We start from the raw sequence: 25579 nt of genomic DNA on the forward strand, positions 1-25579 counted from the left end.
GTTAGCTAGTATTGATTTTCAATCCTGGCTTTCAGGGCTGAGATCCGGGCAAAACACTTATACTCGCTATCGCTCTTTGACCCTTTAAGCGGAGAACTATATAATGAAACTGGCGATGATCGGCTTCGGGCAGGCCGGTGGCAAAATTGTGGACAAATTCCTCGAGTACGACAAGGAGACCGGCTCGGGAATCGTCCGCTCGGCTGTTGCGGTCAATACAGCGAAAGCAGACCTGCTTGGGCTAGAACACATTCCGGAAGAGAATCGAGTGCTCATCGGCCAGGCCCGCGTTAAGGGCCACGGCGTGGGCGCAGACAACGAACTCGGCGCGGAAATCGCCGAAGAGGACATCGACGAGGTTCAGGGCGCGATCGACAACATCCCTGTCCACGAAGTCGACGCCTTCCTCATCGTCGCCGGGCTCGGCGGCGGGACGGGGTCAGGCGGGTCGCCGGTCGTCGCGAAACACCTCAAACGCATCTACACCGAACCGGTGTACGGCCTGGGCGTCCTGCCGGGCAGCGACGAGGGTGGCATCTACACCCTCAACGCCGCTCGGTCGTTCCAGACGTTCGTGCGCGAGGTGGACAATCTGATGGTGTTCGACAACGACGCCTGGCGACAGACCGGCGAGTCCGTCGAGGGCGGCTACGATCACATCAACGAGGAGATCGTCCGACGCTTCGGCGTGCTGTTCGGGGCCGGCGAGATCGAGGCCGGCGACAACGTCGCCGAAAGCGTCGTCGACTCCTCCGAGATCATCAACACGCTCGACGGCGGCGGCGTGTCCACCGTCGGCTACGCCTCCGAAGACGTCGAGGTATCCTCCGGCGGCGGCGGCCTGCTCTCGCGGTTCAAGGGCGACGACTCGTCTGACGACGGGATGGACACGGCGAACACGACGAACCGTATCACGTCGCTCGTCAGGAAAGCCGCGCTCGGCAGGCTGACGCTCCCCTGTGAGATCGAAGGTGCGGAGCGTGCTCTGCTCGTGATGGCAGGGCCGCCAGAGCACCTGAATCGGAAGGGAATAGAGCGCGGCCGGAAGTGGCTCGAGGAGCAGACCGGTTCGATGGAGGTCCGCGGTGGCGACTATCCGACCAACGCCCCGAAAGTGGCCGCGTCCATTCTGCTGGCCGGCGTCCACAACGTTCCACGAATCAAGGAACTCCAGCAGGTCGCCATCGAGGCACAGGACAACATCGATGATATCCGTAACCAAAGCGAAGATAACTTAGAGGACTTAGTCGAAGACGACGAAGATGAACTTGATCCGCTGTTCTAACAAGACCGCCGCACTCCTCTGTGTTGTCGCGCTGCTCGCGACCGCCGGCACAGCGAGTGCGTTCTCTGTCTCTGCCGAGGGAGTCCCGAGCGAGACGGCCGTCGAGGAAGAGGTGTCGGTGACGTACACGATTGACGACCCGTTCACCGACGCACCGAACGAGTGGACGCTCGCCGGCTCGACCGAACTCCAGGACGTTAGCTGGACGGTCACTGTGTTGCGTGCGGGTAGCCAGGTGAGCCAAGAAACCTACGGCGACCAGTCCTTCGAGCAGGACCTGGAGATCGACAATAACGGAGACCAGGTTCGCATCGAACTCGTCGGCACGACGCCGGCCATCTCGAACTACACGTACGACCCGGCACAGAACTATCGGGTTGCCTCGCTCAGTCGGATCAGCGGGAGCAACGAGGACGAGTTCCGCAACGACACCGCCCACCACTACACTGAAGAGAGCCAAGCGGCCAGACAGGCAATCGACGACGCGCAGGCCGCAATCGACGAAGCCGGTGGGAACGAAGACGCCGAGGATCTAGTCAGTAGCGCTATCTCCTCCTACGAGAACGGGAACTTCCAGAACGCCCAGGACCTCGCCGAGGAGGCCGAAAGTCAGGCACAGCAGGCCCAGCAGAGCGCTCAGACCCAGCGAACGCTCCTGCTGGTCGGCGGCGGACTCGTCGTCCTCCTGTTGCTGGTCGGTGGCGGCTACTACGCGTACACTCAGATGAGTGAGGACGAGTACTCCAAGCTGTAATGCGTCTCGTCGTCCCCGTCTCGGGGTCTGACCCCAAAACGCGACTTGCGTCCGTTCTTTCTCCCGACGAGCGCCGTGATTTTACCGAAGCGATGCTTGCAGACGTCGTCGACGCAGTGACAGCGGCGGGCCACGAACCCGAAGTCATCTCGACAGCGCCGCTCGGCTGTGCCGCACCGCTCACTGTCGACGACCGCGGGCTCGACCCGCTCGTCAACGACCTGCTCGCGTCGACAGTGACTGACGGCGATGGCGCACTTGCCGTCGTGATGGCGGATTTGCCGCTCGTAACGCCGAAAAGCATCGAGCGACTGCTCGCCCCCGACGCCGACGTCGTGCTGGCCCCGGGTCTGGGCGGCGGGACGAACGCCTTCGTCAGTCGCCACCCCGGGTTCAGGGTCGACTACCACGGCGCGTCGATCCGTGACCACCGGCGGATTGCCCGGGACGAGGGAGCCGCCGTGACCGAAGTCGACTCCCGGCGGCTCGCGACCGACATCGACGAACCGGGCGACCTCGCTGAAGTGCTGCTACACAGCGACGGCGCGGCCGCGGACTGGCTCACTGACGCCGGTTTCAGTCTGTCGCTCACAGACGGTCGTGTCACCGCGAGCCGCGAGTGAAGGTTTTTGTTCGTGGGGTGCACACCCCGGGACGTGATACCCGGCACGGACGCGTACGACATCGACATCGAGATCTCGGACGCCGACATCGAGCGCCTGCTGTCGGTGATGCCCGGGGACATCGAGGCCGCGTCGGCGCTGTCCTATTGCCGGAACGTGTTCCTGCCGCTGACGACCGCGTGCCGATACACCTGTACCTACTGCACGTACTACGACCCGCCGGGGCAAGCAGAGCTGATGGACCGCGAGGAGATCCGCGAGACCTGCCGCCGCGGGGCCGACGCCGGCTGCACTGAGGCGCTGTTCACCTTCGGCGACGATCCGGACGACCGCTACACCGCCGTCCACGACCAGCTCGCCGAGTGGGGCCACGACTCTATTCACGAATACCTCCGGGAGGCCTGCGAGATCGCGCTGGAAGAGGGGTTGCTCCCGCACGCGAATCCGGGCGACCAGACGCGCGAGCAGATGGCCCACGTCGCCGACCTGAACGCCTCGATGGGCGTCATGCTTGAGACGACCACGGCTGTCCAGGCCCACGGCGGCCCGCGGGCGAAAAACCCCGGCCAGCGGCTCAACACCCTCCGCGTGGCCGGCGAACTCGGCGTTCCGTTCACGACCGGCATCCTCGTTGGTATCGGAGAGGACTGGCACCACCGCGCCGAGAGCCTGCTCGCCATCCGCGAGATGCACGAGCGCTACGACCACATCCAGGAGGTCATCGTCCAGCCCGTCGTCGAGAACGAGCGCTGGCAGGGCGGCTCTCCCGACCTGGCGACGATGCGCCGGGTAACGGCGATGGCTCGCGCAGCGCTTCCCGAGGAGGTGTCGGTACAGGTTCCGCCGAACCTCGCGCCCGCCCGGGACCTGACCGACTGCGGTATCGACGACCTGGGCGGCGTCTCCCCAGTGACTGTGGACCACATCAACCCCGAGTACGAGTGGCCCGCGCTGCAGGAACTGACGGCCGTCGCCGAGGCCGCCGCGGTGCCACTGAGCGAGCGGTTGCCGGTCTACGACCGCTTCGTCGACGACGGCTGGCTCTCGGAGCCCATCGAGGCGGCTATCGAGGCTGAGGACGACAACGGCGAACGGTTCCGGTCGATACTGGACCGCGGCGTGAATCCGGCGAGCGTGTGATCCCGCCCACTGGCCTCTGCGCATGAACAGCCGTCACAGTCAGAACGGATACTGGACATCACTCGCCTAGTCGACTAGGCCGTAGCTACACATATACTGGCATACCAATACATATCATGCCTGGACGTGCCTCTGACAGCAGTGCCAGGCAGAATACTCTACCACGTCGACCACGGCCAGTGCCCAGCCGTGGTCCACTACTTCAGTCGAGCAACGGCGTTCCGTCAGCCTGTGGCCCGAGTTGCGGGCCGAGCACGTCGGCGTCGGGGTCGATGGCGCGGCGCTGTTCGTAGTCCGTCGACCGCTCGACAGGCGTCCGCCCGATAGCGGTAATCATGTCGGCGTACTCCTGGAACGACCGGAACTCGCCGTAGTCGCCGCCGGCGCGTTTGGTAATTTCCTCGGAGAGGATGGTCCCCATGAAGTCGTCCGCGCCGCAGGTGAGCATCTTCAGTCCTTGCGTGTCGCCGTATTTGACCCACGAGGACTGGATGTGGTCGACGTTGTCGAGGAAGAGCCGCGAGACGGCGATCAGCAGTTCGTCCTCGTCGACAGTCGCACCCGATTCGACCATGCCACGCTCGTACAGCGGCGTCTCTTCGTGGACGAACGAGAGCGGGACGAACTCAGTGATCGCCCCGGTCCGGTCCTGCAGGTCGCGGATGCGCTGCAGATGCAGCGCGCGGTGGCGCTCGTTCTCGACGTGGCCGTACATCATCGTCGAGGTCATGTCGAGGCCGACCGACGCGGCCGCCTCCATCGCTTCGAGCCACTCGTCGGTCCCGATCTTGCCCGGACAGATGACGTCCCGGACCTCGTCAACGAGAATCTCGGCGGCGGTACCGGGCACGCTGTCGAGGCCAGCGTCTTGGAGGCGACCGTACACCTCCTCGTAGGACCAGTCGGTGCCGCGGCGGGCGTGATAGGCTTCCTCCGGCGTCATCGAGTGGAGGTGGACGTCGCCGACGTTCATCGCCCGAATCTGTTCACAGTAGGTGGCCGGGTCTTTCTCGTACTCGTCGGGGGAGCGGTAGTTCAGGTCCCCGCGGTCGCTCGTCTCCAGTATCTCCCGGTGCTCGTCGTCCAGCGCGAGCGCGGGATGGAGCCCCGATACCGAACAGACCTCGTAGATGCCGCGGTCGAGGGCGTCCCGCACGATTTCGCGGGATTCACTCGGCGTCTTCGTGAAGCCGCCGTGGTCCTCCTGGTAGTCGCTGCGGAACTGCTCGGAGCGGTCCTTGAAGTTACAGAACAGACAGCCGGTGTTACAGGCCGTCGTGACGTTGTTGTTGAGGTTCGCGACGAAGGTGACCTCGTCGCCGACGACCTCCGCCCGGCGTCGGTCAGCCGCTTCGAGTACCTGCTCTTTCCGGTAGTGGTCGATGCCGTCCCGGTCGGTGCCCGTCGTGAGGAGTTCGACTGCGTCGTCGACTGTCAGTCGCGTTCCGTTTCTCGCCTTGGCGAGCGCGTTCTCGAACGACTGGGCAGTCGTCGGACGGTGCTCGAACTCGACGGAGCCGTCCGGCGTACCGACGGTCTCTGGGACGTCCGGCATTGCTGGACAGGAGGGAAAGAACGGTCAAAAACGTATGGGTACGCACATGGTCCACAAGGTCGACAGGTCCCCGTGTTTCGGGACGCAAGCGGCTGCAGTTCCGGGAGCGATAGGTCAGGTCGGTAATACGCCGTCGACCCAGCCCGCGGTCTCGACGACGATCCAGGCGACGAAGGCCGCGTAGGCAACGAGTAGCACATACGATTCGGGTTCGCTCAACACGAGGTCGGTCCGGAGGGCGGTGAACAGGAGAATCGTCGCCCCGGTCAGGACACCGAACATCGGCACGGCCATCGCGAAGTCGACGGTCCACGCGCCGGCGATGAAGACGCCGAGCGGGATGGCGACGAGCAGGTCGAACGTGTTCGAGCCGAGGACGTTCGCGAGCGACGTGACCCCGCGGTCGTCGCGGGCCGCTCTGACACTGACGAGCGTGTCGGGGAGACTCGTCGCCGCCGCCAGAATCGTCACGCCGAGCAGAAACTCCTGGACGCTGGCGGCCCGGCCGATGACTTTGACGGAGTGGACCAGGCTCTCCACCGCCACGAGAATGACCGCGAGGCCGAGCAAGAGAAAGAGCCACTGCCGCCCGACAGAGATACCGGCGGTCCAGTCTTCCCCCGGGTCGTGGTCGGCCGTGTCCTGGTACTGGATGAAGACGTACAGTCCGTAGAGCGCGAGCGGAATCGCCGCCAGCGGCCGCGTGATGACGCCCGTAAGCGTCGCCTCGCCGGGGTAGTAGATGACCGCGAGCGCCATCGTGATGAGCAGGACTGAGACGGCGAGCATGTAGAACTGCGCCTCCTTGTAGACGAGCGTCCGACTCGATTCGAGTTCGTCGTCCGTGGCGATGCCCGCGACTGCGGGGATGATGAGAATATTGAAAATCGCCGAGCCGACGATTGCGCCCACACCGAGAGACATCGACCCGTCCAGCGCCGAGAGCACGACCGCTGCGACCTCCGGGAAGCTCGACCCGACGGCGACGATGATCGCGCCCTGAACGACTTCCGGGAGACCGTAGTACGTCGCGAGACGTTCGCTCGAGGATTCGAGCCAGTCGCTCCCTTTCCAGATCGCTGCCGTCGCGGCGACGATGATCGCGACTTCGACCAACAGACTGGAAGCCATCAGACGGTCAGTCGACAGCCCGACGGAAAACGTTGCCTTCCGAGCGCGAGTGATGCTGTCGGCTGTAACTATTTTAAGATATTCGCGGTGGCGAAATGCTCTACAGACTTACAGCCGACAGTATGAGAAACGTCTTTGTCCCCGGCCCGAAAGGCGGGCACAATGACGAGCGTCAAGGAATTCCGCGTGGACGAACCGGCGACGGCCGAGGACCTCGGCCGCGGCGCGTTCGTGTTCACGGACGACTACTCCGTGTTCGACTGGGGCAAGATGCCGGACCAGATCCCCGACAAGGGCGCGTCGCTGTGTACGATGGGCGCGTACAACTTCCAACTGCTGGAGGAGAACCACGTCCCGACACACTACGAGGGCGTCAGGCTCCCCGACAGCGACGAGGTGCTGGACCTCGGCGAGGCGCTGTCGGCCGACGCCGCCCCCGAGGAGATGGTCATCGAACTCACACAGGTCCCGGACCTCCCCTTCGAGGACGGGCGCTACGACTACGACGCCTACCACGGGGCGGCCGACGAGAACTACCTCATCCCCCTGGAGATCGTCTTCCGGAACCGCGTCGGCGTCGGGTCGTCGCTACGGTCCCGGACCGAGCCCGCCGACCACGGCCTCGACTACGACACCTGGCCCGAGGAGGTCGTGGACCTCGACGAACCAATCGTGGAGTTCTCGACGAAATACGAGGAGCAGGACCGGTATCTCGACCGCGAGGCGGCCGACCGGATCGCCGGGACGGCCAGCATCGACCGCCTGGAAGAACTGGCCCGCGCGGTCAACCACATCGTCACCCAGCAGGCTGCCGAGGCCGATCTGGTCCACGAGGACGGGAAAATCGAATGCCTGTACTACGACGGGGAGATCCGCGTGGCCGACGTGGTCGGCACGTTCGACGAGAACCGCTTCTCCTACGAAGGGCAGCAGGTCTCGAAGGAGGTCATCCGCCAGTACCACAAGCGCACCCAGTCCGAGTGGGTCGAGGCCGTCAGCGAGGCCAAACAGCAGGCCGACGCGGAGGGCGTCGCCGACTGGAAATCCCTCTGTGACGAATCGCCGCAGTCGCTCGACGAGAGCGTGATTCAGGTCGCGCGAGACCTCTACTGCGCCGGCACGAACGCCTACGTCGGTGGCGACGTGTTCGACGCGCCGTCACTCGACGAAGCCGTTAGCGCCGCTAGCGAACTCTGAATCGGGAGAAGAACTTCAGTCGTCAGCCTCGATCTCACCGTCGTCCTCGGCGACAAACTCGCCGAGGCCGTCGATGGGGCGGTCGGGGTTCAGTTGGTCGAGTTTCTCCGGTGCGCCGAGCTGGGCGGAGGTCTCCTCGGGGTCCCGAAGCTTCGTCCGGCCGCGGTGGACGTTCACCTCGTCGTTGAGGTGGAGTTTGATGGCCTCGATGAGCGCCTCGGCTTCCAGCGGCTGGCCGATCTGCTGGAGTTCCTCTTCGGTGGCGTCGTCGGGGACGTTGAACGCGCGCTGGGTGATGATCGGTCCCTGATCGAGGTCCGTCGTCACGTAGTGAGCGGTGACGCCGGCGATGCGGACGCCCTCCTCGATGGCCTGCATGTACGCCGACGCGCCGGGGAAGGCGGGCAGCAGGCTCGGGTGGACGTTGATGATGCGGCTCTCGTAGCGGAAGACGACGTCCGGCGAGAGGATGCGCATATACCGGGCCAGCGCGATGAGGTCGGCGTCGTACTGCGCGAGCAAGTCGAGCAGTTGTTGCTCGTCTGGCGTCCCCTTCTCGTCGCCGATGTCGTGGAACGGGACGTCGTACTTGGCCGCCAGCGGTTCGAGGTCGTCGTGGTTGCCGATGACCACTTCGATGTCGGCCCCGAGGTCGCCGTTGGCCCAGGCCTCGAACAGCGCCTCAAGACAGTGTGACTCCTTCGTGACGAGGACAGCGATGGTCTGTGTCTCGCGGTCAGACGGGAACCGGACCTGCACGTCGACGCCGAGTTCGTCGCCGAGTTCGGTGAGGTCCTCGCGGAGTTTCTCCTCCGTCGTCACCATCTCGGACGTGTCGACGCGCATGGTCATCCGGAAGACGCCCTCCCGGACAGCCTGGTCGAGGTCCTCGATGTTGATACTGCGCTCGAACAGGAGCGAGGTCACTTCGGCGATGAGACCCGTGTCGTCCTCACCGACGACCGTGATCTCAGTCAGACCGCGCGTCACGATACCCACCTCCGGACAGCGTCGTGATTCATTTGACCCAGAGTCGGCAGTCCCTCGGCAAAAGCCTTCGTTTTCCACCTAGCGTGGATACCGACGCTCTGTGTATCCGTCCGTGTATGTACGGCCGTGACGAGTGATTCGCCGACCGTTCTCTGTGCTCACCCGGATGCCGACGAGCGCGCGGAAACGGCGGACGCGCTCCCGCGAGGACTCCATCTGCACCCACACGATTCTCTCGGGCGAGGCGATGGTCGCCGAGGCCACCCACGAGGACCCTCGCTTCGCCGAAGTTGACGCACTGAAACGGCTCGACAGCAGGTCTTACGCCGGCGTGCGAATCACGGACAAGGAGGGGCGGGCTATCGGCGCAGTGTACTGTACCGACGGCGAGCCGCGGCGCTACACGCGGACCGATCTCGACGTACGCCAGCGGCTACACGCGAGTCCCCACCGGTATCTGCACGCTGACGCGGGCGACCTCGACATCCGGGTCAAAGGGCTGACCGACCAGCCGTCCGACTGGACGCCGGTCAGCGCCGGGACGTGACCTGCCGGGAGAACACAAGCGTTTTCTCCGCTGCCCGCTCGCTTGCCAGTAATGACTGCCTTTACCGCGACTGTCACCGTTCGACTCAAGCGGGGCGTCCTCGACCCCGAAGCCGAGACGACACAGCGCTCTCTGGAGCGCCTCGGCTTCGACCTGAACGACCTCCGTTCGGCGGACGTGTTCGAGCTGGACCTCGACGCCGACAGCGCCGAGGACGCGGCCGAACGCGCCGAAGAGATGGCCGAGCGGCTCCTGGCGAACCCCACCATCCACGACTACGACATCGAGGTGACCGAGACAGAATGACCATCGCCTCGAAGCTGACGGCGATGCCCTATTCTAGCACGCGGAGGTGGCTCGCGTGACCATCGCCGTCATCCAGTTCGGCGGCTCGAACTGCGACCGCGATTCCGTGCAGGCTCTGGCGTCGCTCGATTTCGACGCGGAACTCGTCTGGCACGAGGACGGCCTCCCCGAAGATGTCGACGGGGTCGTTCTCCCCGGCGGCTTCTCCTACGGCGATTACCTCCGTGCCGGCGCGATGGCCGCCCGCTCACCCATTATGGCTGAAGTCCGCGAAGCCGCGAGTGAGGGGACGTCGGTGCTTGGCATCTGCAACGGTGCACAGATCGGCTGCGAGTCGTCGCTGACTCCCGGCGCGTTCACGACCAACGAGAGCGCCCGCTTCCAGTGTGAACACGTCCACCTGCGCGTCGAAAATGCCGACACGCCCTGGACCAGCCAGTACGAGGAAGGCGAAGTCGTCGAACTCCCCATCGCCCACGGCGAGGGTCGCTACGAGATTCCAGACGACCGACTGGATGAACTCGAAGCCGAGGACCGCATCCTGTTCAAATACTGCGACGAGAACGGAACGGTCACGCCCGAGGCAAATCCGAACGGCTCGAAGCACAATGTGGCCGGCGTCACCGGCGAGGCAGAACACGTCGCCGTCATGATGCCCCATCCCGAGCGGGCGACGCTTTCGGACCTGGGCCGGACCGACGGCCAGGGCGTTCTCACGGGCTTCGCGGAGTAACGCCGGCAGTTCTCGGTATTTCAGTGATAGTACAGAGAGTCGAAACTGCGTAGACGAGTCGCACCGCTATGGAGTTCGTTTCAAAGGGGAAGGGACCAGCGGAGCGTGTGACATAGTCCGGCGGTCCCTAACCTGACTTTGTGGGTCAAGCCGTATAAGCACATGCCTACCGGAGTGTAAGTGAAATCGCCAGTTACGGGTCGACTGTCGGCGACTGTGGCACACGCGACCCTTTCCGGTCACCAACGAGAAGTTCGCCGTCGAGGAACCGTGCGGTGCGGGCGTCGGTGGGGTCCTCGAACAACTGCTCGGGCGGGCCGGTCTCGACCAGTTCGCCGTCGTGGAGGAAGGCCATGCGGTCGGATATCCGTTGTGCCTGGTGCATGTCGTGGGTAGCGACGACGACGCCGACGCCGCGGTCCCGCGCCCGCTCGATTGCGTTTTCGAGCAGTGCCGTGTTGTGCGGGTCGAGGTTCGACGTTGGCTCGTCCAGCAGCATGACCGCCGGGTCGACGGCGAGTGCCCGCGCGAACGCGACCCGTTGGGCCTCGCCGCCGGACAGCGAGAGCGCGTTCTGGTCGAGGTTGTCACCGAGACCGACCGTTTCGAGCGCGGGCGTGACGGTATCGTCGAGCCGTGACGAGCCGGCGAGTTCACCGAAGCTCCGACGGAGTCGGGCTTGCCAGGGTTCCCTGACTCGCAGGCCGTAGGAGACGTTCCGATGGACGGGTGCGTTGAACAGGCTCGGCTCCTGAAACACCATACTCACCTGCCGGCGGATACCCAGTCGCTCGTCGTCGGCCATCGCCCAGATATCGTCGCCGTCCCATGCGACCGTTCCATCGTCGGGTCGGCGGAAGGTCGCAAGCAGGCGCAACAGCGTCGTCTTGCCGGTGCCGGACGGGCCGACGACGGTGACGACTTTGCCCGGGTCGACCGCCAGCGAGACGTTCCGGAGGACGGTCGAGCCGCCGAACCCAGCGTTTACGTCGGTCACGGAGAGCGTCATACCGAGCGCTCACCCCGGCCCTGGTTCCGGAGCCACGACCCGAGCCCGTTGACGGCCAGCACGAGCGCGAGGAGTATCACACCGAGGACGAGACCGACCTCGTAGCGGCCCTGCCGAGCTTCGACCGTTATCGCCGTCGTCAGTGTCCGAGTGTAAGACTGGCCGTCGCTGTAGACGATGTTGCCGCCGACGATGAGTATCGACCCGACCTCGCTGATGGCCCGACCGAACCCGGCGAGAATCGCGGTGACGATGCCGAAACGGGCCTCCTTGATGACCGCCAGCCCCACGTCGACTCTGGTTCCGCCCATCGCATAGGCCGCGTCACGCACCGACTGGTCGACGCCCTCGACCGCCGAGAGGCTGACGCTCAGCAGGACCGGCGTCGCGAGGATGAACTGGGAGAGTATCATCGCCCGCGGCGTGAACGCGAGGTCGAGGCTCCCCAGCGGGCCGCTGTTGGACAGGAGGATGAGGACGACCAGCCCGACGACGACGCTCGGGAACCCCATGCCGGTGTTGACGACGGCCGTGACCAGCCGCTTCCCGCGGAAGTCGGTGAAACCGATACCGAGCGCGACGGGCAGGCTGAACAGCGTGCTAAGACCGACGGCGGTGAGGCTGACGTACAGCGAGACGGCCACGATGCTCACGACGTACGTCCAGCCGCCGTCCGGGAGCTGTGCTTGCAGTGGAATCATCGGGGTCAGTAGTCGGCCGGCACCTGCTCGTCGACCCAGTAGAGGTACTCTTTGTCCTGCGGTGAGAGGCTGCTGGCCTGCTGTGCCGTGTACCCCTGCGGGACGTACTGGCCGAAGTTCGGCTCCTCGGCGATGGCATTGGGGAAGAACAACTGCGAGCCGTTGGCAGTGTAGTCGGCGATCATCGACTGTCCGGTCGGACTCGTCAGGAAGCCGATGTAGGCCATCGCCGCCTCGTAGTTCACGTCGTCGTATTTCGCGGGGTTGACCGCCATCACGCCGTAGGGGTTCTTGAGGATGACCGGACCTCCTTGCAGCGGCCCCTGAACGTGAATCACGAGGTCGATCTCGGTTTGCATCGAGAGGTAGGTCCCGCGGTCGGCGAGCGTATATGCGCCGGTCTGGCTCGCCTGCACGAGCGTATCGCCCATCCCCTTGCCGACGGCGCGATACCACTCGCCGCTGGGGTCCGTGCCGGCCTCCTCCCAGATTATGAGTTCCTTCTTGTTCGTCCCGGAGTCGTCGCCCCGCGAGACGAACGTCGACTCGCTCTCGGCGATGGTGGTGAACGCCTCGGTGGCGCTTTCCATCCCGTTGATGCCTGCGGGGTCGTCTTCCGGGCCGACGATGACGAAGTCGTTGAACATCACGTCCCGGCGGTTGACGCCGAAGCCGTCCTGCATGAACTTGTCCTCGGCGTTGCGAGCGTGAACGAGGATCACGTCGGCGTCGCCGTCCCGCGCCGTCCGGAGGCTCGCGCCAGTCCCCTTCGGGATGGTCTTCATCGTCACGCCGTAGTTCTCCTCGAACACAGGATGGAGCGCGTCGAGAAGTCCCGTATCGTAGGTACTCGTCGTCGTGGCGAGGACTAATTCACCGTCGCCGATCTGGCCCGAACCGGTCTGTGCCCCACCGGACTGTCCGTCCGCCCCGCCACCGGTCTGTGTCGCCGTCGAATCGCTGGGGTCGCTCTCGCCAGCACAGCCAGCGAGCCCGACCACGGAGGCGGCCCCCAGTGATGCGAGGAAGCGTCGGCGTTGCATCGACATGGACATAACGACGGTGGCAGGGTTCTTAATTGTTGATGGTGATGTCTGTCACACTGGTCCTCAGCGGGGTCGCAGGTCCCGCGCGGCAACGCCTTTGTGATGGCGCGGTCATGTGGCGGTATGGACGCGACCGCGGACGTCGAAGTGCAGTTGGGGCAGGGCGACGTGGCGCTGACTGCCCGCGACCGGACGCTCCTGCAGGCGGTCGCAGCCCACGGGTCGCTGAACAGCGCCGCCGACGCGCTCGGCCGGTCCTACGCCCACGCCCAGCGCCGAGTCGTCGAATTAGAGGACGCCTTCGGCCCGCTAGTCGACCGCAGTCGCGGCGGCAGCGGTGGCGGCGGCAGCGAACTCACGGACACCGCCGAGCAACTGCTGGCCCGCTTTCAGCGCCTTCAGGCCGAGTTCGACGGCGTCGCCACGGCAGCGGAGACGGTCCTCCGGGGGACCGTCGTGGACCGCGACGGCGAACTGGCGACCGTCGAGACGCCGCCGGGGACAGTCCGGGCCATCGTCGACACCGAAGCGAGCCCCGGCGACACCGTAGAAGTCGGCATTCGCGCCGACACGGTGACACTGAACGCGCCGCCCGAGGCTCCGGAGCCGACGGGGACGAGCGCGCGGAACCAGTTTGCGGGTACCGTCGAGCGTATCGACGAAGGTACCTCTATCGCGCTGGTCGCACTGGCAGTCGACCCGGACACGACGCTGTCGGCGGTGGTGACCGACACGAGCCTCGACAAACTCGATATCACCACGGGCGCAGAACTCGTCGCCTCGTTCAAGGCAACCGCGACCGTCGGCGTCATTCCCGCTATCGAACAGTCGTGGCCGGATGAGTCATCGTAAGCGAGTGAAACACGGTGGCTTCGAAGGGTCGCCTCAGAGACCCCAGTTAGACGGCAGCAGGTCGGACTGGCAGGCACTACAGGCAACCATCCCATCGTCGTCGATACACTGTCGCCGTTCGCCACACAGGTCACATTCCGTGACCGTCCCGCGTGTATTGAAACTGCGCCTGTCCTGGTCACCGTTCGGGGTCATATCGAACAGTCTTAGGCGCGAAAGACGGATAAACGTTGGTCGGCAGGCCGTCACACGGGTTCTCCGGGTCGAAGGGCTATCGAGCGAGCGGAAGCGAGTAACTCTTCTCACGTTCGATGACGGCGTCCCACGTCGCCTCGCACTCGCAGCTCACCTGCTCAAACACCGACGGGTCCTGTCGGAGGTCGAAGTCCTTGATGGCGCGCTGGACCTTGTCGTCACACTCGCCGCAGTTGTGCGGGCCGCGGTCGCTGCCGTGGCCGACCGGGTCGGAGACGACGATGACATCCTCGTCGGCCGTCGATTCCAGCACGTCGGCGACCGACCAGAGCCACGGCGGCCGGTAGCCGCCGTCGTGGTACAGCTCCTCGACCATCGTGTAGCGCTGGACGTTACAGGGGTTCATCGACACAGTGTGACAGCCGTCGACGGCCGCACAGCGCCGTACCGACCGCTTCATATCCTCGACGGCCTCGGCTTCCGAGAGGAACGGCGGTTTCATCAGCAGATACGCCTTGACGCCGGCGCCGGCTGCCTGGGCCGCTTCGGAGGCTTCCTCGAAGTCCGCGAACTCGAAGTACTTGTTCACGCAGTCGTGGCGCACGCGGTCGGTCGCTGTCTCCAGACCCACTGCCACGTCCGTCTCCAGACCCACATCGACGAAGTCGCCGACCGTCTCCTCGTCGACGAAGTCCGGCAGCGACTCGACGACGATGCGCTCGCGGTCGGCGAAGGTTTCGGCGATGGCCTGCCGTGTCTCCGCCGGCACTTCGCGCTCGTCAAGGAAGCTCCCGGAGGTGTAGATCTTGATGAGGCCGCTCTTGTCGTCACTGTTCTCCGCCTCGTGGTCCAGGCAGTGCTGGATCTGGGCCATGAGGTCCTCGTGGGCGACGGTCCCCCCTTCGACGCTCTCGGCGACGTAGCCACACATCGTACAGCCGCCGGCGCGCGCCCACCGGCAGCCGCCGGTGTTCAGGATGATGGTCAGGCTCTGGTAGACGCCGTCCGGAGTGTTGTCCTCGTCGAGCCACACGCGAGTCGGCTCACGAGGGTCGTACGTCGAGTCGTTGCGCGACCGGATGTCACGCATCACGGAGTTGTGGGCGTCCATGCCCTTGCCCTCCTCGTAGACTTCAGGACTGGGCTTGCTCATTGGGGCGAGGTAGCCGATGAGCGCGTAAAGCCGCTTCGTTACTGCCGAGATTGTGGGTCGGTCTGGTCCGAAAGCGCACCAGTTCGGTGAGCCGCGAGCCACGACAGTCCGGCAAGGACGGCCCCGACCGCGTTAGCCACGAAGTCAGCGCCGCTCACACCGCGTGACGGGACGAGCCCCTGTAGCAGTTCGACACCCGTCCCGTAGCAGATAGAGACGGTCACGAGTGCTGCAACTGTGGTGACATCACGGGCCTGTCGGCCCCACGCGAGCAGTGCCGCCAGTATCCCGTAACTCGCCGCGTGAACCCACTTATCCAGCGTAAAACCGAGGAGCGCGGGGACTTGCTCTCCCGCCCCCTCGGGAACTGGGAGAAGCGAGGTGACGAGTAACAACAGCGAAAACCCGACAGCGGGCAGGTAGCGGCGGAATTCCGACCAAGCCATACTGACGGTTCTCCCGTTCGGCAGATAAGTCGCGTGGTCAGGCGCCGCACAGTCTAATCCGGTGACCGGCAAAGACGGCCCTACTGCTCGTCGACGTGACGCATCTGGACGGCGATGCCGCGAGTCGATGACTGCATCTCCGGGCCGCTCATCTGGGCGCGACCGACGCCGAAGGCCGCGTCGCCCCGAATCACCACGTCGTCGCCGACGCGGATGTCGTCGCTGGCGTCCGTGATTCCCGGTGCAAGCACCGAACCGTGGGGGACGAACGGCTCGATTTCGACCGTTTTGGTGTGAACGTCGCTCTCGACCCAGCGGCGCGCCCCAGCGGTGGTCAGCGAGAGGACCCCGTACTGCTGGGCCAGCGCCGCAAGCTGCTCGCCGTCGGCGTCGTCAGCCCGCAACTGCGGATACCGGCCCTGCGTCGACAGGTCGTCGAACAGTTCGTCGCCCGCGCCCGCGCCGAACTGGTAGTCAGCGACAGCACGGACGGTGTTGTGCTCGCGCTCCCGCTTCGGATAGCGGTCCCAGCCTTCCAGTTCGGCGGCGAGGTTCCCCAGCGAGTCCGCCGTCGTCGGGTGGTCGGTGACCGTGTAGGTGAACTCCCGGCCCAGCGAGTCGGCCACGCGCTCGCAGATGTCGCGGTAGCCTTCGCCGGGAATGTGGGCGATAATCTCCGGGTAGTCGGTGCCTTCTAAATAGCGTTCGAGCACGCGGCTGACGAACTCGATTTCGGTGGCGGTCCAGTTGCCCGTGACCACGGAGTCGTAGTGCTGTGCGGGGTAGGTGAGTTCGAGTTCCTGAGGCACGACGCCGATGGGCGAGGTCATCGAGACGACGTGGGCGCGCCACTTGATCGCGTCGTGGTACTGCTTGTGGCTCTGGGAATCGCTGTAGGGTTTCCGTGCCGAACACGGCACCAGCACGAGCGGGCGGTCGTCGAAGCGCGGCACGTAGCGGTCGGTGACGCGCTCGGCGAAGCGCTGGATCTCGACGCGGCGCAACGAGTCGTCGCTGGCCGCCGAGAGGTCGGCCCGCCGGATGAGCGGCGTGCGCTCCTCCAGATAGCTGTACTGCTGGTCCAGTCGCCGGAAGGTCGCGGTGAGCCAGTTGTCCTGTCTGGCCTGTCCCTCGATGTAGTCCCGAAGCCTGCCGTCACGGATGCGGCGGCGGACGCGGCGGAGTTCCGCAGCGAGGGCGTTGACGTTGTGTTCGACGCAGTCCTCGCGGTCGAACTCATCGCGTGGCTGCTGGCAGGCCGGGCACGCACACGGCAGTTCGTCGAGGTCTTCGAGGAAATACGCCTCGTCGGTCGTGAGATACCGGCCCTCAGTCCCGCGGACGACGGCGCGGTCGGGGTCCACGAGGTCGACGCCGGCGTAGACGAGCGTCGCGACGTTTCGCGGCGTGGCGACGCCAGGCAGGTAGAGCGCGGTGTCGGCGGGGATAGCCTCCCGGACGGTCGAGACGGCATCGACGAACGCCGACGCGTGCCCGACGTAGCCGGGCGCACCAGCGAGCACGTAGGCGTCGCTGCCGTGGTCGGTCGCGGTATCGGACGAGACGACGGCCGCGCTCGGGAACGACACGTCGGGATAGTCGACGGCGAAGGCCTCGGCGACTTCGTCCGGCGTGCCGGCGGGGAGTCCGCGGTGGGGCAGGACAGTGAGCAGCGAGTCGTCGCCATCGGGGGCGTCTTGCTCGGTGGGCCAGCGGCTTCCGGCGTCGTCGAGGACGTGCCGGCAGTCGCCCGGCGTTTCTGTGTCCACGTCGTCGACCAGCGCCGGCGTCGTCACGGAGTCGGCGAGGCGTAGCTCACCCACTCGCGCGGCGCTGTCGCGCTCGTGGATCTCGAAGTAGTCGGTCATGCAATGGCGTCAGCCACGCGCGACCAACTATCTTGCCTTTGTACCAGCACCGGCCTCGGTGGCGACCGAAGGTGCGTTCAAACTCAGCATACTTCGTTCCGGTCGACAGTTATGTGGCCATGATTATCGCGGACAGGTCGCTATCCGCTGATTAGCTGGGCCCTAACTAAATCTATAGGAGACGACTGACCGTTCGTGCAGCGACAGACACGACGAGACGTGTTGCTCGCCCTCTCGGGGACAGCCGTAGCGCTGGCGGGCTGTTCGACCGGCCTCTCCTCAGGGGACTCGGACGCGAGGGCCGCGTCACACGAGACGGAGCCGACACCGACGGAACAAGTAGCCGAGTCAACAGTGGAAAGCGGGCCCGCAATGTTCGTCCATCTCGATACACTGGCTGCGATACAGTCCCGTGTCGAGAATGGAGACAGCCCGTGGACAGGGGCCCACGAAGCCTTCATCGACGATGTCCGCGACGCGATGGCAGCGGATCCCGAGAGCGTCACGGACAACGGCGACGGCCACGAGTTCAAAACGAAGGGCCCCGAGGACCCCGAAGCGCGCAAGGACTACGTTGCCGCCATCAGAACAGGAGACAGAATACGGGATCTGGGCCTCGCCTACCAGTACACCGGCGCGGACCAGTACGCCGAGAAAGCCGTCGAACTGCTAGACCACTGGTTCCTGAACTCGGAGACCTATATGGCACCAGTAAAAACGAACAGCATCGAGCAGTTCATCACGCTCCCCAAAATGTGGTGGGGTGCGGAACTCGTTCGCGGCCACGAGGCGTGGAACGACGACAGCGTCGGCACGGAGGCCGACCTGCAGGAGTGGGTCCGGACGTTTCTGGACGACGTGGGCCACGGTATTCCGACCGAGATGGGACAACAGAACATCTTCAACTGGCAGGAGATGACCCACGCCGCCGGTTCCGTGTATCTCCGGGACTGGGACCGGTTCCGGAAGGCCATGCAACGGAACCGCGAGACCGGCTTCAACCAACTCCGCGAGGACGGCCTGCTGGAAAACGAGATTATTCGTGCGTCGAGTCTGGCGTACTCGCTGTACGCGGCGAAGGCACTGGTCACCGCCGCGGAACTCAGCCGACTCTACGCCGACAAACTCGACGGCCCCACACTGTACGAGTACCAGAAGTTCGACGGTGACAGGGGTGCCATCGAACGTATTCTCGACGCCCACGCGCCGTACGTGGCTGACCCGGAGGCCTGGGAAGCGATGGGTGAGGGCGACCCCGACCGGTTCGTCAACAACGACGGCTTCCCCGCCAGAAAGCAGGAGGCTGCGTCCTCACTGTACGAGGTGGCCTACTCGTACTACGAGAAAGACACCTATCTGGAAACACTCAAACAGAGTGGACAGCCGGTGAAGAACGTCCCGACGTACGTCTCGGCCCAGCAGGCGGCAATCGACAACCCCGACCGACCGCATCGCGACGAGCGCATCCTCGGCTGGACGACGTTCACGCACGGCGAGCGGTTCCGGCTCGACACATAAAGTAGCTGGCACCAACGACGCACACCGCCACGCTTTGGATGCCAGCGGCCACAGAGCAGCTATGGATGTTGTCGTGACCGGCGGCCGGGGCAGTTCCGGACGCTGGATCGTCGACCGATTCGCCGGACCGCACGACGTGACAGTGCTCGACCGCCGCCTCCCCGACGATGGGGGGCATCCGGCTGTCGGGTACCGAGCGCTCGACCTGACGGACGCTGGGAGCGTGTTCGACGCGCTCACCGCCATCGACCCAGATGCAGTGGTCCACTGGGCGGCGATTCCGGTCGCTGGGAACCACCCTGGGGTAGACCTGTTCCAGAACAACACCCTCGCGGCACACAACGTGCTCTCGGCGGCCGGCCGCGTCGGCGCTGACGTGGTGCAGGGCTCCTCGGACGGTGCGTACGGCTTCTTCTTCGCCGAAGAGACGCCGGTACCTGACGAACTCCCGATTACGGAACAGCACGCGCTTAGGCCGGAGGACGACTACGGGCTCTCGAAGGTCGTCACCGAGGAAATCGGGAAAACGATTGCTCGCCGGGATGACGTCTCGGTGGCGTCGATTCGTCCCTCATGGATACAGATCCCCGGGGAGTACCCCTGCCGGGCCGAGGAGTACGTCGACGACCTCGCGGCCGGGGCGGGCAACTACTGGTCGTACGTCGACGTGCGGGACGTGGTCGACCTCGTGGAGGCCGCGCTCACGGGCGAGGTTTCGGGCCACGAAGCGTTCAACTGCGTCGGCCCGGACAACGCGCTGGGCCGGCCGCTGGTCGAACTCATGCGTGAGCAGTACGGTACTGTCCCGGACGACTGCACGGTCGAAGGGGACGACGCGGCGTACTCGACGGCCAAAGCCACGGAACTGCTGGGCTGGGAGCCGACCCATTCTTGGCGCGAGGCGGCCGACGAGAACGTGGCCGTGCCGACGGTCTGACCGGCAGCGGTCGAGACAACTGTGCCGTCAGTCGCGAGCGTGCAGGTCGCGCAGACGGACGCCGTCCGGCACGCGGTCCAGCGCCGTCGCCGGCCAGTCGTCGTGGACCAGCGTGAAGGACACGTCGGGATGGAGTTCGACGAGTCGCCGGACCCCTGTGGCCGCGGCCTCGTAGGCCGCTCGGTCGGTCCGGTCCGGAGTTTCGGCGGTCAACGGATAGGTGTCGGCCAGTTCGCGCGGATACGGGCCAAACGGCGGCAGGATACCCCAGGTTTCGTCGTACTGTGCGCTGGAACTCCCCTCAGTCAGCAGCACCTCGTCGCCCTCGACCGGGAGGCGCTCCAGTCGGTTCTGATGGCGGCGGACTTCGGGCCGGCGAGCGCTTTCATTTGAAGTGTAAAAGAAGGCGTCCTTCGAGACCGGGTCGGTCCGTTCGAGTTGCTCGGCGTGGTCAAGCAACGCTCGATAGCCGTCGAGCATCGCCGGGTGGCCGCGGGCGCGACTGTCGACCAGTTCCATGAGGTTACCCGAGCGAATCGCCTGTTTCACTGTCCGGATTTCGCCGTAGGTGACGTGGAGGTTGTGCCGGGCGAGCAGCTCTTCGCGCTGGTCGGCGTCCATCGCGTCGAGTTCTGCCGGCGTGTGGTCGGTACAGACCGGGCAGTGACACGGGAAGTATGTCAGTTCGGACAGCAGTTCGGTCCCCTGGACCGTGAGATAGCGGTCGTCGCGAGCGTACAGCGCATACGCCGCCGAGTCGAACAGGTCACAGCCCAGCGCCGCTGCCATCGCGAACATCATCGGGTGGCCCGCACCGAACAGGTGGACCGGGCCGACCTCCCCCAGCCCACGCTTGCAGGCCGCAACAACGTCGGCGAGGTCGGCATAGCGGTACTCGTTCATCAGCGGGACGACGGCTCCCAGCGGGAACACGTCCAGTCCGGTAGAGACGGCGTCCGCGGCGGCGCGCTCCCGCAGGTCCGGGTAGGTCGACCCCTGGACTGGCGCGCTGACGAGCATCTCGCCAGTGTCGACGGTAGTGGCGTGTTCGAGCCGCTCCTGGGTCGTTTTGAGTTCCTCTGTCGCTCGCTCGCGGTCCACGTCCGGCGGCGTCGGGATGTCCACCGGCGTGCCGATGTCAGAGCCGATTTCGTGCTGGAACTCCAGAATCTCCTCGGTAGTCACGTCGATGTCGCCGTATTCGGCGAGCTGGAAGGACCCCGAGTCGGTCATGATAGCCCCATCGAACCCGAGCAAGTCGTGGAGGCCCTGCTCCAGCACCGGCTCGCGGAGGTCGTCGGAGCCGTGCAGGATGTAGCTGTTCGTGATGAGTATCTCCGCGCCGAACTCCGACGCCAGCGTCGCCGGTGCGACCGTCTGGACGTGCGGATTGACCACCGGCAGGATAGTCGGCGTCTCGACGGTGACGCCGGCCCGCGGCACCGTTAGCTCGCCCAGCCGGCCCGCTGCGTCGTACTGGCGGACCTCGAAATTCGTCATTACACGTCGTCGTCGGTCGGCGTGCCTAAGGGTTGTGTTCCCACAATCGTCGCCCGAGAAGTGTCTGAGAGCGGAACAGACGACCCGACCGGCGACCCGCCGCTATTCGTCGGACCGCTCAGGCCCGCCGGGCACCAGTTTGCGCTCGGGACGGTGGACGGTCCCGGAGTCCTCGTCGGCGACGTACGCCTGTGACGTCCGGAACATATCGACCACCTCGTCACGGGACCCGTAGGCGTCCTCGACAAGCCGTTCGAGCAACTCCGCCCGCGAAACCGGCCGGCCGGTCCGACGGCGGACGGCCGCGCGCAGTTTATCCAGCCGGCGTTCCGTCTGTTCGTCGAGTGCAATCGAGGCCATATGCGTAATGGTACCATTCCTCAGGGTTTCAAACTGTCGTCAGTTCAGCGCTCGAACAGGGCATAGTACATGATACCGACGGCAGACCGACTGTCACGGAGCGTCCCGTCGCGCACCGACTGGACCAGCGAGTCGAAGTCGGCGGTGTCGACCCGAATCGATTCGTTGTGGTCCAGATCCTGGTCGGCCGTGGCCACACACCCGCGTGCGACGTAGTAGTGGAACACGTAGTCGGTGTTGCCGTTGGCCGGTTCGCCCGTGTAGAGGTGGTCGAAAGCGTCGGCCTCGTAGCCCGTCTCCTCGCGGAGTTCGCGGGCGGCGGCGACGGTCGGGTCGTCGTCCTCGCCCTCCATCGTCCCGGCCGGCAGGCCGCGGTTGACTCGGCGAACCGGCTGTCGCCACTCCTCGATGACGACCACGTCGCCATCAGCGGTAAACGGGAGCACGATGACGCTCTCGCCGTGTTGCACATAGTCGAACTCTCCCTCGGTTCCGTCGGGGAGGCGAACGGCCTCGCGAATGATATCGAACCCCGGACAGGCGTAGGCGGTTTCGGCACCGAGCGTCTCCCAGGTGAGTTCCTCGTCCATATCAGCAGTGTGGCCCGCACTGGCAAAACCGGCACGGGTCCACGAATATGCAGGCACCAGACCGATACGACGTGGTGCGCTACGTGTGGCTGGAATGAGAATATCGACGCTCGGCCTCCTGCTCGGTGCCGTGTTGTTCGTCCTCCCGGTCCCCGGAACGTTCATCGCCGGGGGACTGGTGCTCGTCGCCGGCGCGCTAGCCCGCTGGGGCGGGCTCTAAGCGCAGAGGAAGAACTTATAGTTTGTCGGCGGCCTGGGCCTGCTCGGTCCGCCGCTCGGCCTGATCGAGGCGCTTCCGGGCTGCGTTCGACAGCGGGTCGGACAGGTCGTCGCTGGCGTCCTCGATTCTGGTCGCGACGCGCTGGAGCCGGTCGGCGACGGCCTGGAGTTGTTTGTCAGCGTTCCCGCGGTCGCCGGCTTCGGCGCGTTCTGTCGCCCGCCTGGCAGCCTCCACGACAGCTGCGAGCGCCCGTTCGAGGCCTCGAATCGCGTTCTCGGAGCCACCGCTGCTCCCGGGGTTGTCGTCATCGTCGTCATCGGTGTCACCGTCGTCGCCGCCATCGTCCATCTCGTCAAGCACCGATTGCCGCGTTTCCTCGGCGATGTCGACGAGGAACGATGCCAGCGACGCCTTGCCAGTTCGGGGCTCGTCGATTGTTGCGGCAGTCTCGGCTTCGGGGTCCGGGTTGACGCGGAACGCGCCGATCTCGTCGTCGCGGTCCCGGACCTCCGTCGTGTACGCACCGCCGCTGTGGACGTACACGGCGTCGGGTTCCGAGAGGGGAGCGTCGTACAGCCGGCCGGCGAAGTCGTCCTCCACGGCGAGGTCGGTGAGGTCGCTGTCGGCTCCCGACGGATCGACTTCGAGGCGGGTCGCGTTCTCCCGGGCGACCAGGGGGAGTTTTCCGTCGACACCGGCTCTGGTCGGCCCGTCAGCCGACTCCGCGTCGGGGACCGACACCGTCTCGCTGTGTGGTGCGACACCGGCCCCGTTGACCGTGAATCGGTGGTCGCCCGCGGGCACGTCCTGAACGACGGCTAGCCCAGAAAAGGTCGGGACGGCCTCGGGGTCACTCTCCAGCAAGGCGACGGACTCGACGGACGTGTCCTCGGTCGTGAGCCCATCGTCCTCGGGCGCGTCGTCGTTCGAGACGGCTTCCGAGAGGCTGGCAACGACGGTGCGTATCTCCGCCGGTGCCCCGATGGCGTCGTAGCGCTCGGCCAGCGCCGCCCGGTGGTTGGGCTCGGAGATGTCCGCGGCGGGGTTCTCGTATCGCGGCTGGTTCCAGGGCGCGCCCGTTGTCGTGATGTGCCCCGAGACGGCGTCCTCGACGAACTCGGGCACGGCGAACTCGAAGCTCAACTGCGGGCCGGTGAAATCGGCGATGTGCTCCAGTTCGCTGCTCGGCACGAGATCGTACTCGATGTCCGGGTCGGCCTCGCCGCGGTCGGTGTGCTGGAAGACGAGCCCCGTCTCCCGCGTCGGCAGGTCCGTCGGTGGTTGGGTGAGACTGTCGAACGAACGGATCGTGAGCGACTCCGAAATGAGGTCCTCGCGGCTGACCGACGGGAGCCGCTCGTGTTCGTACAGCGGCGCGCCCTCGTACTCCGGAACGAGGTAGGGGAGCCGGGACCCCTCGTCGCGCGGGAGCCCGTAAGCGACGGGGATCTCCGCGAGGTCTTCGATGGTTTCGACGGCGCTGTTCGTGATGTCCGCGAACCGGTCGCCCTCCGGCAGCCGGGTGAACCGGTCGCGAGCGTCGTTGACCGACAGCGCGCTAGAGTGTGACCCCAGTTCCGAGAGGATGCGTGGGACCATCTCCGGGTCGGGGTCGAGGAACTCGTTGTTGGGTACCTTCCGGGAGTGCGAGCTGGCGACGTACAGTTGCGGGTCGCCCGTCCCCGTGTCGACGAACACATGCAGGACCTCCCAGTCGTGCCAGTGGAAGTTCGTCGTGAACTGGTCGAACGCCGAGTAGAACCAGAACTGGACGACGGCGAGCGGCGAGTTCTCGTACTCGACAACGTTGTAGAACGCCGTCGGGTCCGGCGGCTCCCCTTCGGTCATCCGCTCGTGATACCCGTCGAAGGCGTCGAACCCGTCGACGACGGTTTCCCCGTCCTGTTCGCTGGTGTACGGACGCGGGTCCGTCGGGAACCACGGCTCCGCCTGATCGAAGTACAGCGTCGGCGCGAACCGGCGCGCGAGTTCTTCGGCCCGTTCGCCCTCGACTGTCGAGGCCGCGTCGTCGCTCCCGCCTTCGAACGCCGAACAGCCGGCGACGGACGCGAGGCCGGCTCCGGCGACCGTCTGCAGAACCGCACGGCGGGACAGCGCGTCCCGGTCAGTCATCGATCCCTCGTCGCTTCCATACGTCGTCCGACAGCGCGACCCGTCGCTGTCTCCGAGCCCAATAATCCCATACACTATTCAGCGAACCGCGGAGGAAAACCCTTCTGGCAGTCGCCCAGCGTGCCCCGTCAGTACTGCTCGAACCCGTCCGTATCGAGGTAGTTGTGCGCGACCGTGATCGAGTGGTCAGCGTGGAGGGCCTTCGGCCCGAGCGAGACACACTCGTCCGCGTGGTCGGCCAGCAGCGTCGCTTCCTCGTCCCGGAAGTCGTGATGGTCCGAGAGGACGAACACCGGGTCCGACGGCGGTGCAACGTCGACGATGGGATCGCCGTCCTCGTGCAGTTGGACGACAGTTCCGCGGCTCGCCGCGTCGTCGAGCGTCCCCTCGAACCCCCGTCGCGTGAGCGACACCCCGGGCGACGTTTCGACCGGGATGTGGCCGATAGCTTCCTCGCGCTCTTCCAGCGCCTTGCGGATCAGCGCCGCCGTGGACCGTTCGTCCGGGTTCAGTCGGCGGAGGTCACTCCCATCGAACGTGACGGTGTACTCATCCGCCAGGATGAGGTGGACCCGCACGTCTTCCCGGATGGCGTGGCTCAGGAAGAACGCGCTGGTGACACACCGACAGAGCACGTCGAGCCGGCCGGCCGCGCCGGCCAGGTCGTCGAGCGAGAACTCCGGCGTCGTCGGGGCGTCGTGGCCGATGATGACGAACTGGCGCATACTGACTCGTCACCCCACGGCGATTTACGTCCGTCGACTGCTGTCAGTACCGATACGAAAGACGC

General features: G+C 65.6%; 27 protein-coding genes. 12 read left to right on the forward strand and 15 right to left on the reverse strand.

Translation table 11 applies throughout. The features are described 5' to 3' along the window. The first annotated feature begins 103 nt into the window (after positions 1–103). The 4 genes from VI234_RS16320 to cofG are packed head-to-tail and all read left to right on the forward strand — an operon-like array spanning position 104 to position 3802. Positions 104–1285, forward strand: a complete 1182-nt coding sequence (locus VI234_RS16320) for a tubulin/FtsZ family protein (protein ID WP_005536054.1) — start codon at positions 104–106, stop codon at positions 1283–1285. Next, positions 1263–2039, forward strand: coding sequence for a hypothetical protein (locus VI234_RS16325; RefSeq protein WP_008310918.1), 777 nt, complete (start codon positions 1263–1265; stop codon positions 2037–2039). Before VI234_RS16320 ends, VI234_RS16325 begins: the two co-directional genes overlap by 23 nt. Then, positions 2039–2662, forward strand: coding sequence for a 2-phospho-L-lactate guanylyltransferase (gene cofC / locus VI234_RS16330; protein WP_008310919.1), 624 nt, complete (start codon positions 2039–2041; stop codon positions 2660–2662). The genes VI234_RS16325 and cofC overlap by 1 nt, the downstream gene beginning before the upstream one ends. Before the next feature lie 33 nt (positions 2663–2695). Next, positions 2696–3802 (forward strand): 7,8-didemethyl-8-hydroxy-5-deazariboflavin synthase subunit CofG, encoded by a 1107-nt coding sequence (cofG, locus tag VI234_RS16335; RefSeq protein WP_336330603.1) that lies wholly within the window; start codon positions 2696–2698, stop codon positions 3800–3802. Positions 3803–4004: 202 nt separating this feature from the next. Here the strand turns inward: cofG and cofH are convergent, their stop codons facing one another. Together cofH and VI234_RS16345 are read right to left on the reverse strand one after the other, a co-directional pair. Continuing rightward, positions 4005–5357, reverse strand: coding sequence for a 7,8-didemethyl-8-hydroxy-5-deazariboflavin synthase subunit CofH (cofH, locus tag VI234_RS16340; protein WP_008310921.1), 1353 nt, complete (start codon positions 5355–5357; stop codon positions 4005–4007). Between the two features lie 114 nt (positions 5358–5471). After that, on the reverse strand, positions 5472–6488 hold the full coding sequence (locus tag VI234_RS16345; protein ID WP_336330604.1) for a sodium:calcium antiporter: 1017 nt from the start codon (positions 6486–6488) through the stop codon (positions 5472–5474). Positions 6489–6650: 162 nt separating this feature from the next. On the opposite strand from VI234_RS16345, the gene VI234_RS16350 reads away from it, so the two are divergent. Beyond that, positions 6651–7685 carry a phosphoribosylaminoimidazolesuccinocarboxamide synthase gene (locus tag VI234_RS16350; RefSeq protein WP_336330605.1) on the forward strand — a complete coding sequence of 345 codons (1035 nt, stop codon included), beginning with the start codon at positions 6651–6653 and terminating at the stop codon, positions 7683–7685. A 15-nt stretch (positions 7686–7700) separates the two neighbouring features. Here the strand turns inward: VI234_RS16350 and VI234_RS16355 are convergent, their stop codons facing one another. Then, on the reverse strand, positions 7701–8684 hold the full coding sequence (locus tag VI234_RS16355) for a formyltetrahydrofolate deformylase (RefSeq protein WP_008310926.1): 984 nt from the start codon (positions 8682–8684) through the stop codon (positions 7701–7703). Between the two features lie 157 nt (positions 8685–8841). On the opposite strand from VI234_RS16355, the gene VI234_RS16360 reads away from it, so the two are divergent. The 3 genes from VI234_RS16360 to purQ are packed head-to-tail and all read left to right on the forward strand — an operon-like array spanning position 8842 to position 10261. Continuing rightward, complete coding sequence (locus tag VI234_RS16360; RefSeq protein WP_008310929.1) at positions 8842–9222, forward strand: GAF domain-containing protein; 381 nt, start codon at positions 8842–8844, stop codon at positions 9220–9222. A gap of 51 nt (positions 9223–9273) precedes the next feature. Next, positions 9274–9528, forward strand: a complete 255-nt coding sequence (gene purS / locus VI234_RS16365; RefSeq protein WP_008310930.1) for a phosphoribosylformylglycinamidine synthase subunit PurS — start codon at positions 9274–9276, stop codon at positions 9526–9528. Between the two features lie 55 nt (positions 9529–9583). Next, the gene (purQ, locus tag VI234_RS16370) at positions 9584–10261 is read left to right on the forward strand and encodes a phosphoribosylformylglycinamidine synthase I (RefSeq protein WP_336330606.1); all 678 of its coding nucleotides are present in this window, start codon (positions 9584–9586) and stop codon (positions 10259–10261) included. 193 nt (positions 10262–10454) lie between these two features. Here purQ and VI234_RS16375 read toward each other — a convergent pair whose 3' ends face one another. The 3 genes from VI234_RS16375 to VI234_RS16385 are packed head-to-tail and all read right to left on the reverse strand — an operon-like array spanning position 10455 to position 13020. Beyond that, positions 10455–11270: an ABC transporter ATP-binding protein gene (locus VI234_RS16375; RefSeq protein ID WP_336330607.1), complete on the reverse strand. Its 816-nt coding sequence runs from the start codon at positions 11268–11270 to the stop codon at positions 10455–10457. After that, a complete protein-coding gene (locus tag VI234_RS16380) occupies positions 11267–11971 on the reverse strand; it encodes an ABC transporter permease (RefSeq protein WP_008310949.1) in 705 nt (234 codons plus the stop codon). The genes VI234_RS16375 and VI234_RS16380 overlap by 4 nt, the downstream gene beginning before the upstream one ends. Positions 11972–11976: 5 nt before the next feature. Then, a complete protein-coding gene (locus tag VI234_RS16385; protein ID WP_336330608.1) occupies positions 11977–13020 on the reverse strand; it encodes a substrate-binding domain-containing protein in 1044 nt (347 codons plus the stop codon). A gap of 120 nt (positions 13021–13140) precedes the next feature. Between VI234_RS16385 and VI234_RS16390 the strand changes: the two genes are divergently transcribed. Further along, positions 13141–13869 carry a TOBE domain-containing protein gene (locus VI234_RS16390; RefSeq protein WP_008310953.1) on the forward strand — a complete coding sequence of 243 codons (729 nt, stop codon included), beginning with the start codon at positions 13141–13143 and terminating at the stop codon, positions 13867–13869. A 33-nt stretch (positions 13870–13902) separates the two neighbouring features. Here the strand turns inward: VI234_RS16390 and VI234_RS16395 are convergent, their stop codons facing one another. From VI234_RS16395 to arcS, 4 genes are all read right to left on the reverse strand, one after another. Next, positions 13903–14064, reverse strand: coding sequence for a hypothetical protein (locus VI234_RS16395; RefSeq protein WP_167320675.1), 162 nt, complete (start codon positions 14062–14064; stop codon positions 13903–13905). A gap of 76 nt (positions 14065–14140) precedes the next feature. Next, positions 14141–15217, reverse strand: coding sequence for an archaeosine biosynthesis radical SAM protein RaSEA (locus tag VI234_RS16400; protein WP_008310955.1), 1077 nt, complete (start codon positions 15215–15217; stop codon positions 14141–14143). Between the two features lie 38 nt (positions 15218–15255). Further along, positions 15256–15663, reverse strand: coding sequence for a VanZ family protein (locus VI234_RS16405; RefSeq protein ID WP_336330609.1), 408 nt, complete (start codon positions 15661–15663; stop codon positions 15256–15258). A gap of 80 nt (positions 15664–15743) precedes the next feature. Further along, entirely contained in the window at positions 15744–17531 is a 1788-nt protein-coding gene (arcS, locus tag VI234_RS16410) for an archaeosine synthase subunit alpha (protein WP_336330610.1), read from the reverse strand. Positions 17532–17903: 372 nt separating this feature from the next. Here arcS and VI234_RS16415 point away from each other — a divergent pair, with 372 nt between their 5' ends. Together VI234_RS16415 and VI234_RS16420 are read left to right on the forward strand one after the other, a co-directional pair. Continuing rightward, positions 17904–19049: an alginate lyase family protein gene (locus tag VI234_RS16415; protein ID WP_193363413.1), complete on the forward strand. Its 1146-nt coding sequence runs from the start codon at positions 17904–17906 to the stop codon at positions 19047–19049. Positions 19050–19110: 61 nt separating this feature from the next. Next, entirely contained in the window at positions 19111–19986 is an 876-nt protein-coding gene (locus tag VI234_RS16420) for an NAD-dependent epimerase/dehydratase family protein (RefSeq protein ID WP_336330611.1), read from the forward strand. A 27-nt stretch (positions 19987–20013) separates the two neighbouring features. Here the strand turns inward: VI234_RS16420 and tgtA are convergent, their stop codons facing one another. From tgtA to VI234_RS16435, 3 genes are all read right to left on the reverse strand, one after another. Next, positions 20014–21486 (reverse strand): tRNA guanosine(15) transglycosylase TgtA, encoded by a 1473-nt coding sequence (tgtA, locus tag VI234_RS16425; protein ID WP_336330612.1) that lies wholly within the window; start codon positions 21484–21486, stop codon positions 20014–20016. Between the two features lie 102 nt (positions 21487–21588). Further along, on the reverse strand, positions 21589–21846 hold the full coding sequence (locus VI234_RS16430) for a hypothetical protein (RefSeq protein WP_008310967.1): 258 nt from the start codon (positions 21844–21846) through the stop codon (positions 21589–21591). A gap of 44 nt (positions 21847–21890) precedes the next feature. Next, positions 21891–22436: an NUDIX hydrolase gene (locus tag VI234_RS16435; protein ID WP_008310969.1), complete on the reverse strand. Its 546-nt coding sequence runs from the start codon at positions 22434–22436 to the stop codon at positions 21891–21893. An 85-nt stretch (positions 22437–22521) separates the two neighbouring features. On the opposite strand from VI234_RS16435, the gene VI234_RS16440 reads away from it, so the two are divergent. Further along, positions 22522–22656, forward strand: a complete 135-nt coding sequence (locus VI234_RS16440) for a hypothetical protein (protein WP_275039411.1) — start codon at positions 22522–22524, stop codon at positions 22654–22656. Between the two features lie 15 nt (positions 22657–22671). On the opposite strand, the gene VI234_RS16445 is transcribed toward VI234_RS16440, so the two are convergent. Beyond that, entirely contained in the window at positions 22672–24789 is a 2118-nt protein-coding gene (locus VI234_RS16445) for a hypothetical protein (RefSeq protein ID WP_336330613.1), read from the reverse strand. A 128-nt stretch (positions 24790–24917) separates the two neighbouring features. Continuing rightward, the gene (trmY, locus tag VI234_RS16450; protein WP_008310974.1) at positions 24918–25514 is read right to left on the reverse strand and encodes a tRNA (pseudouridine(54)-N(1))-methyltransferase TrmY; all 597 of its coding nucleotides are present in this window, start codon (positions 25512–25514) and stop codon (positions 24918–24920) included. Between the last annotated feature and the right edge of the window lie 65 nt (positions 25515–25579).

This window comes from Haloarcula sp. CGMCC 1.2071 (genome assembly GCF_037078445.1).
Classification (GTDB): Archaea; Halobacteriota; Halobacteria; order Halobacteriales; family Haloarculaceae; genus Haloarcula; species Haloarcula amylolytica.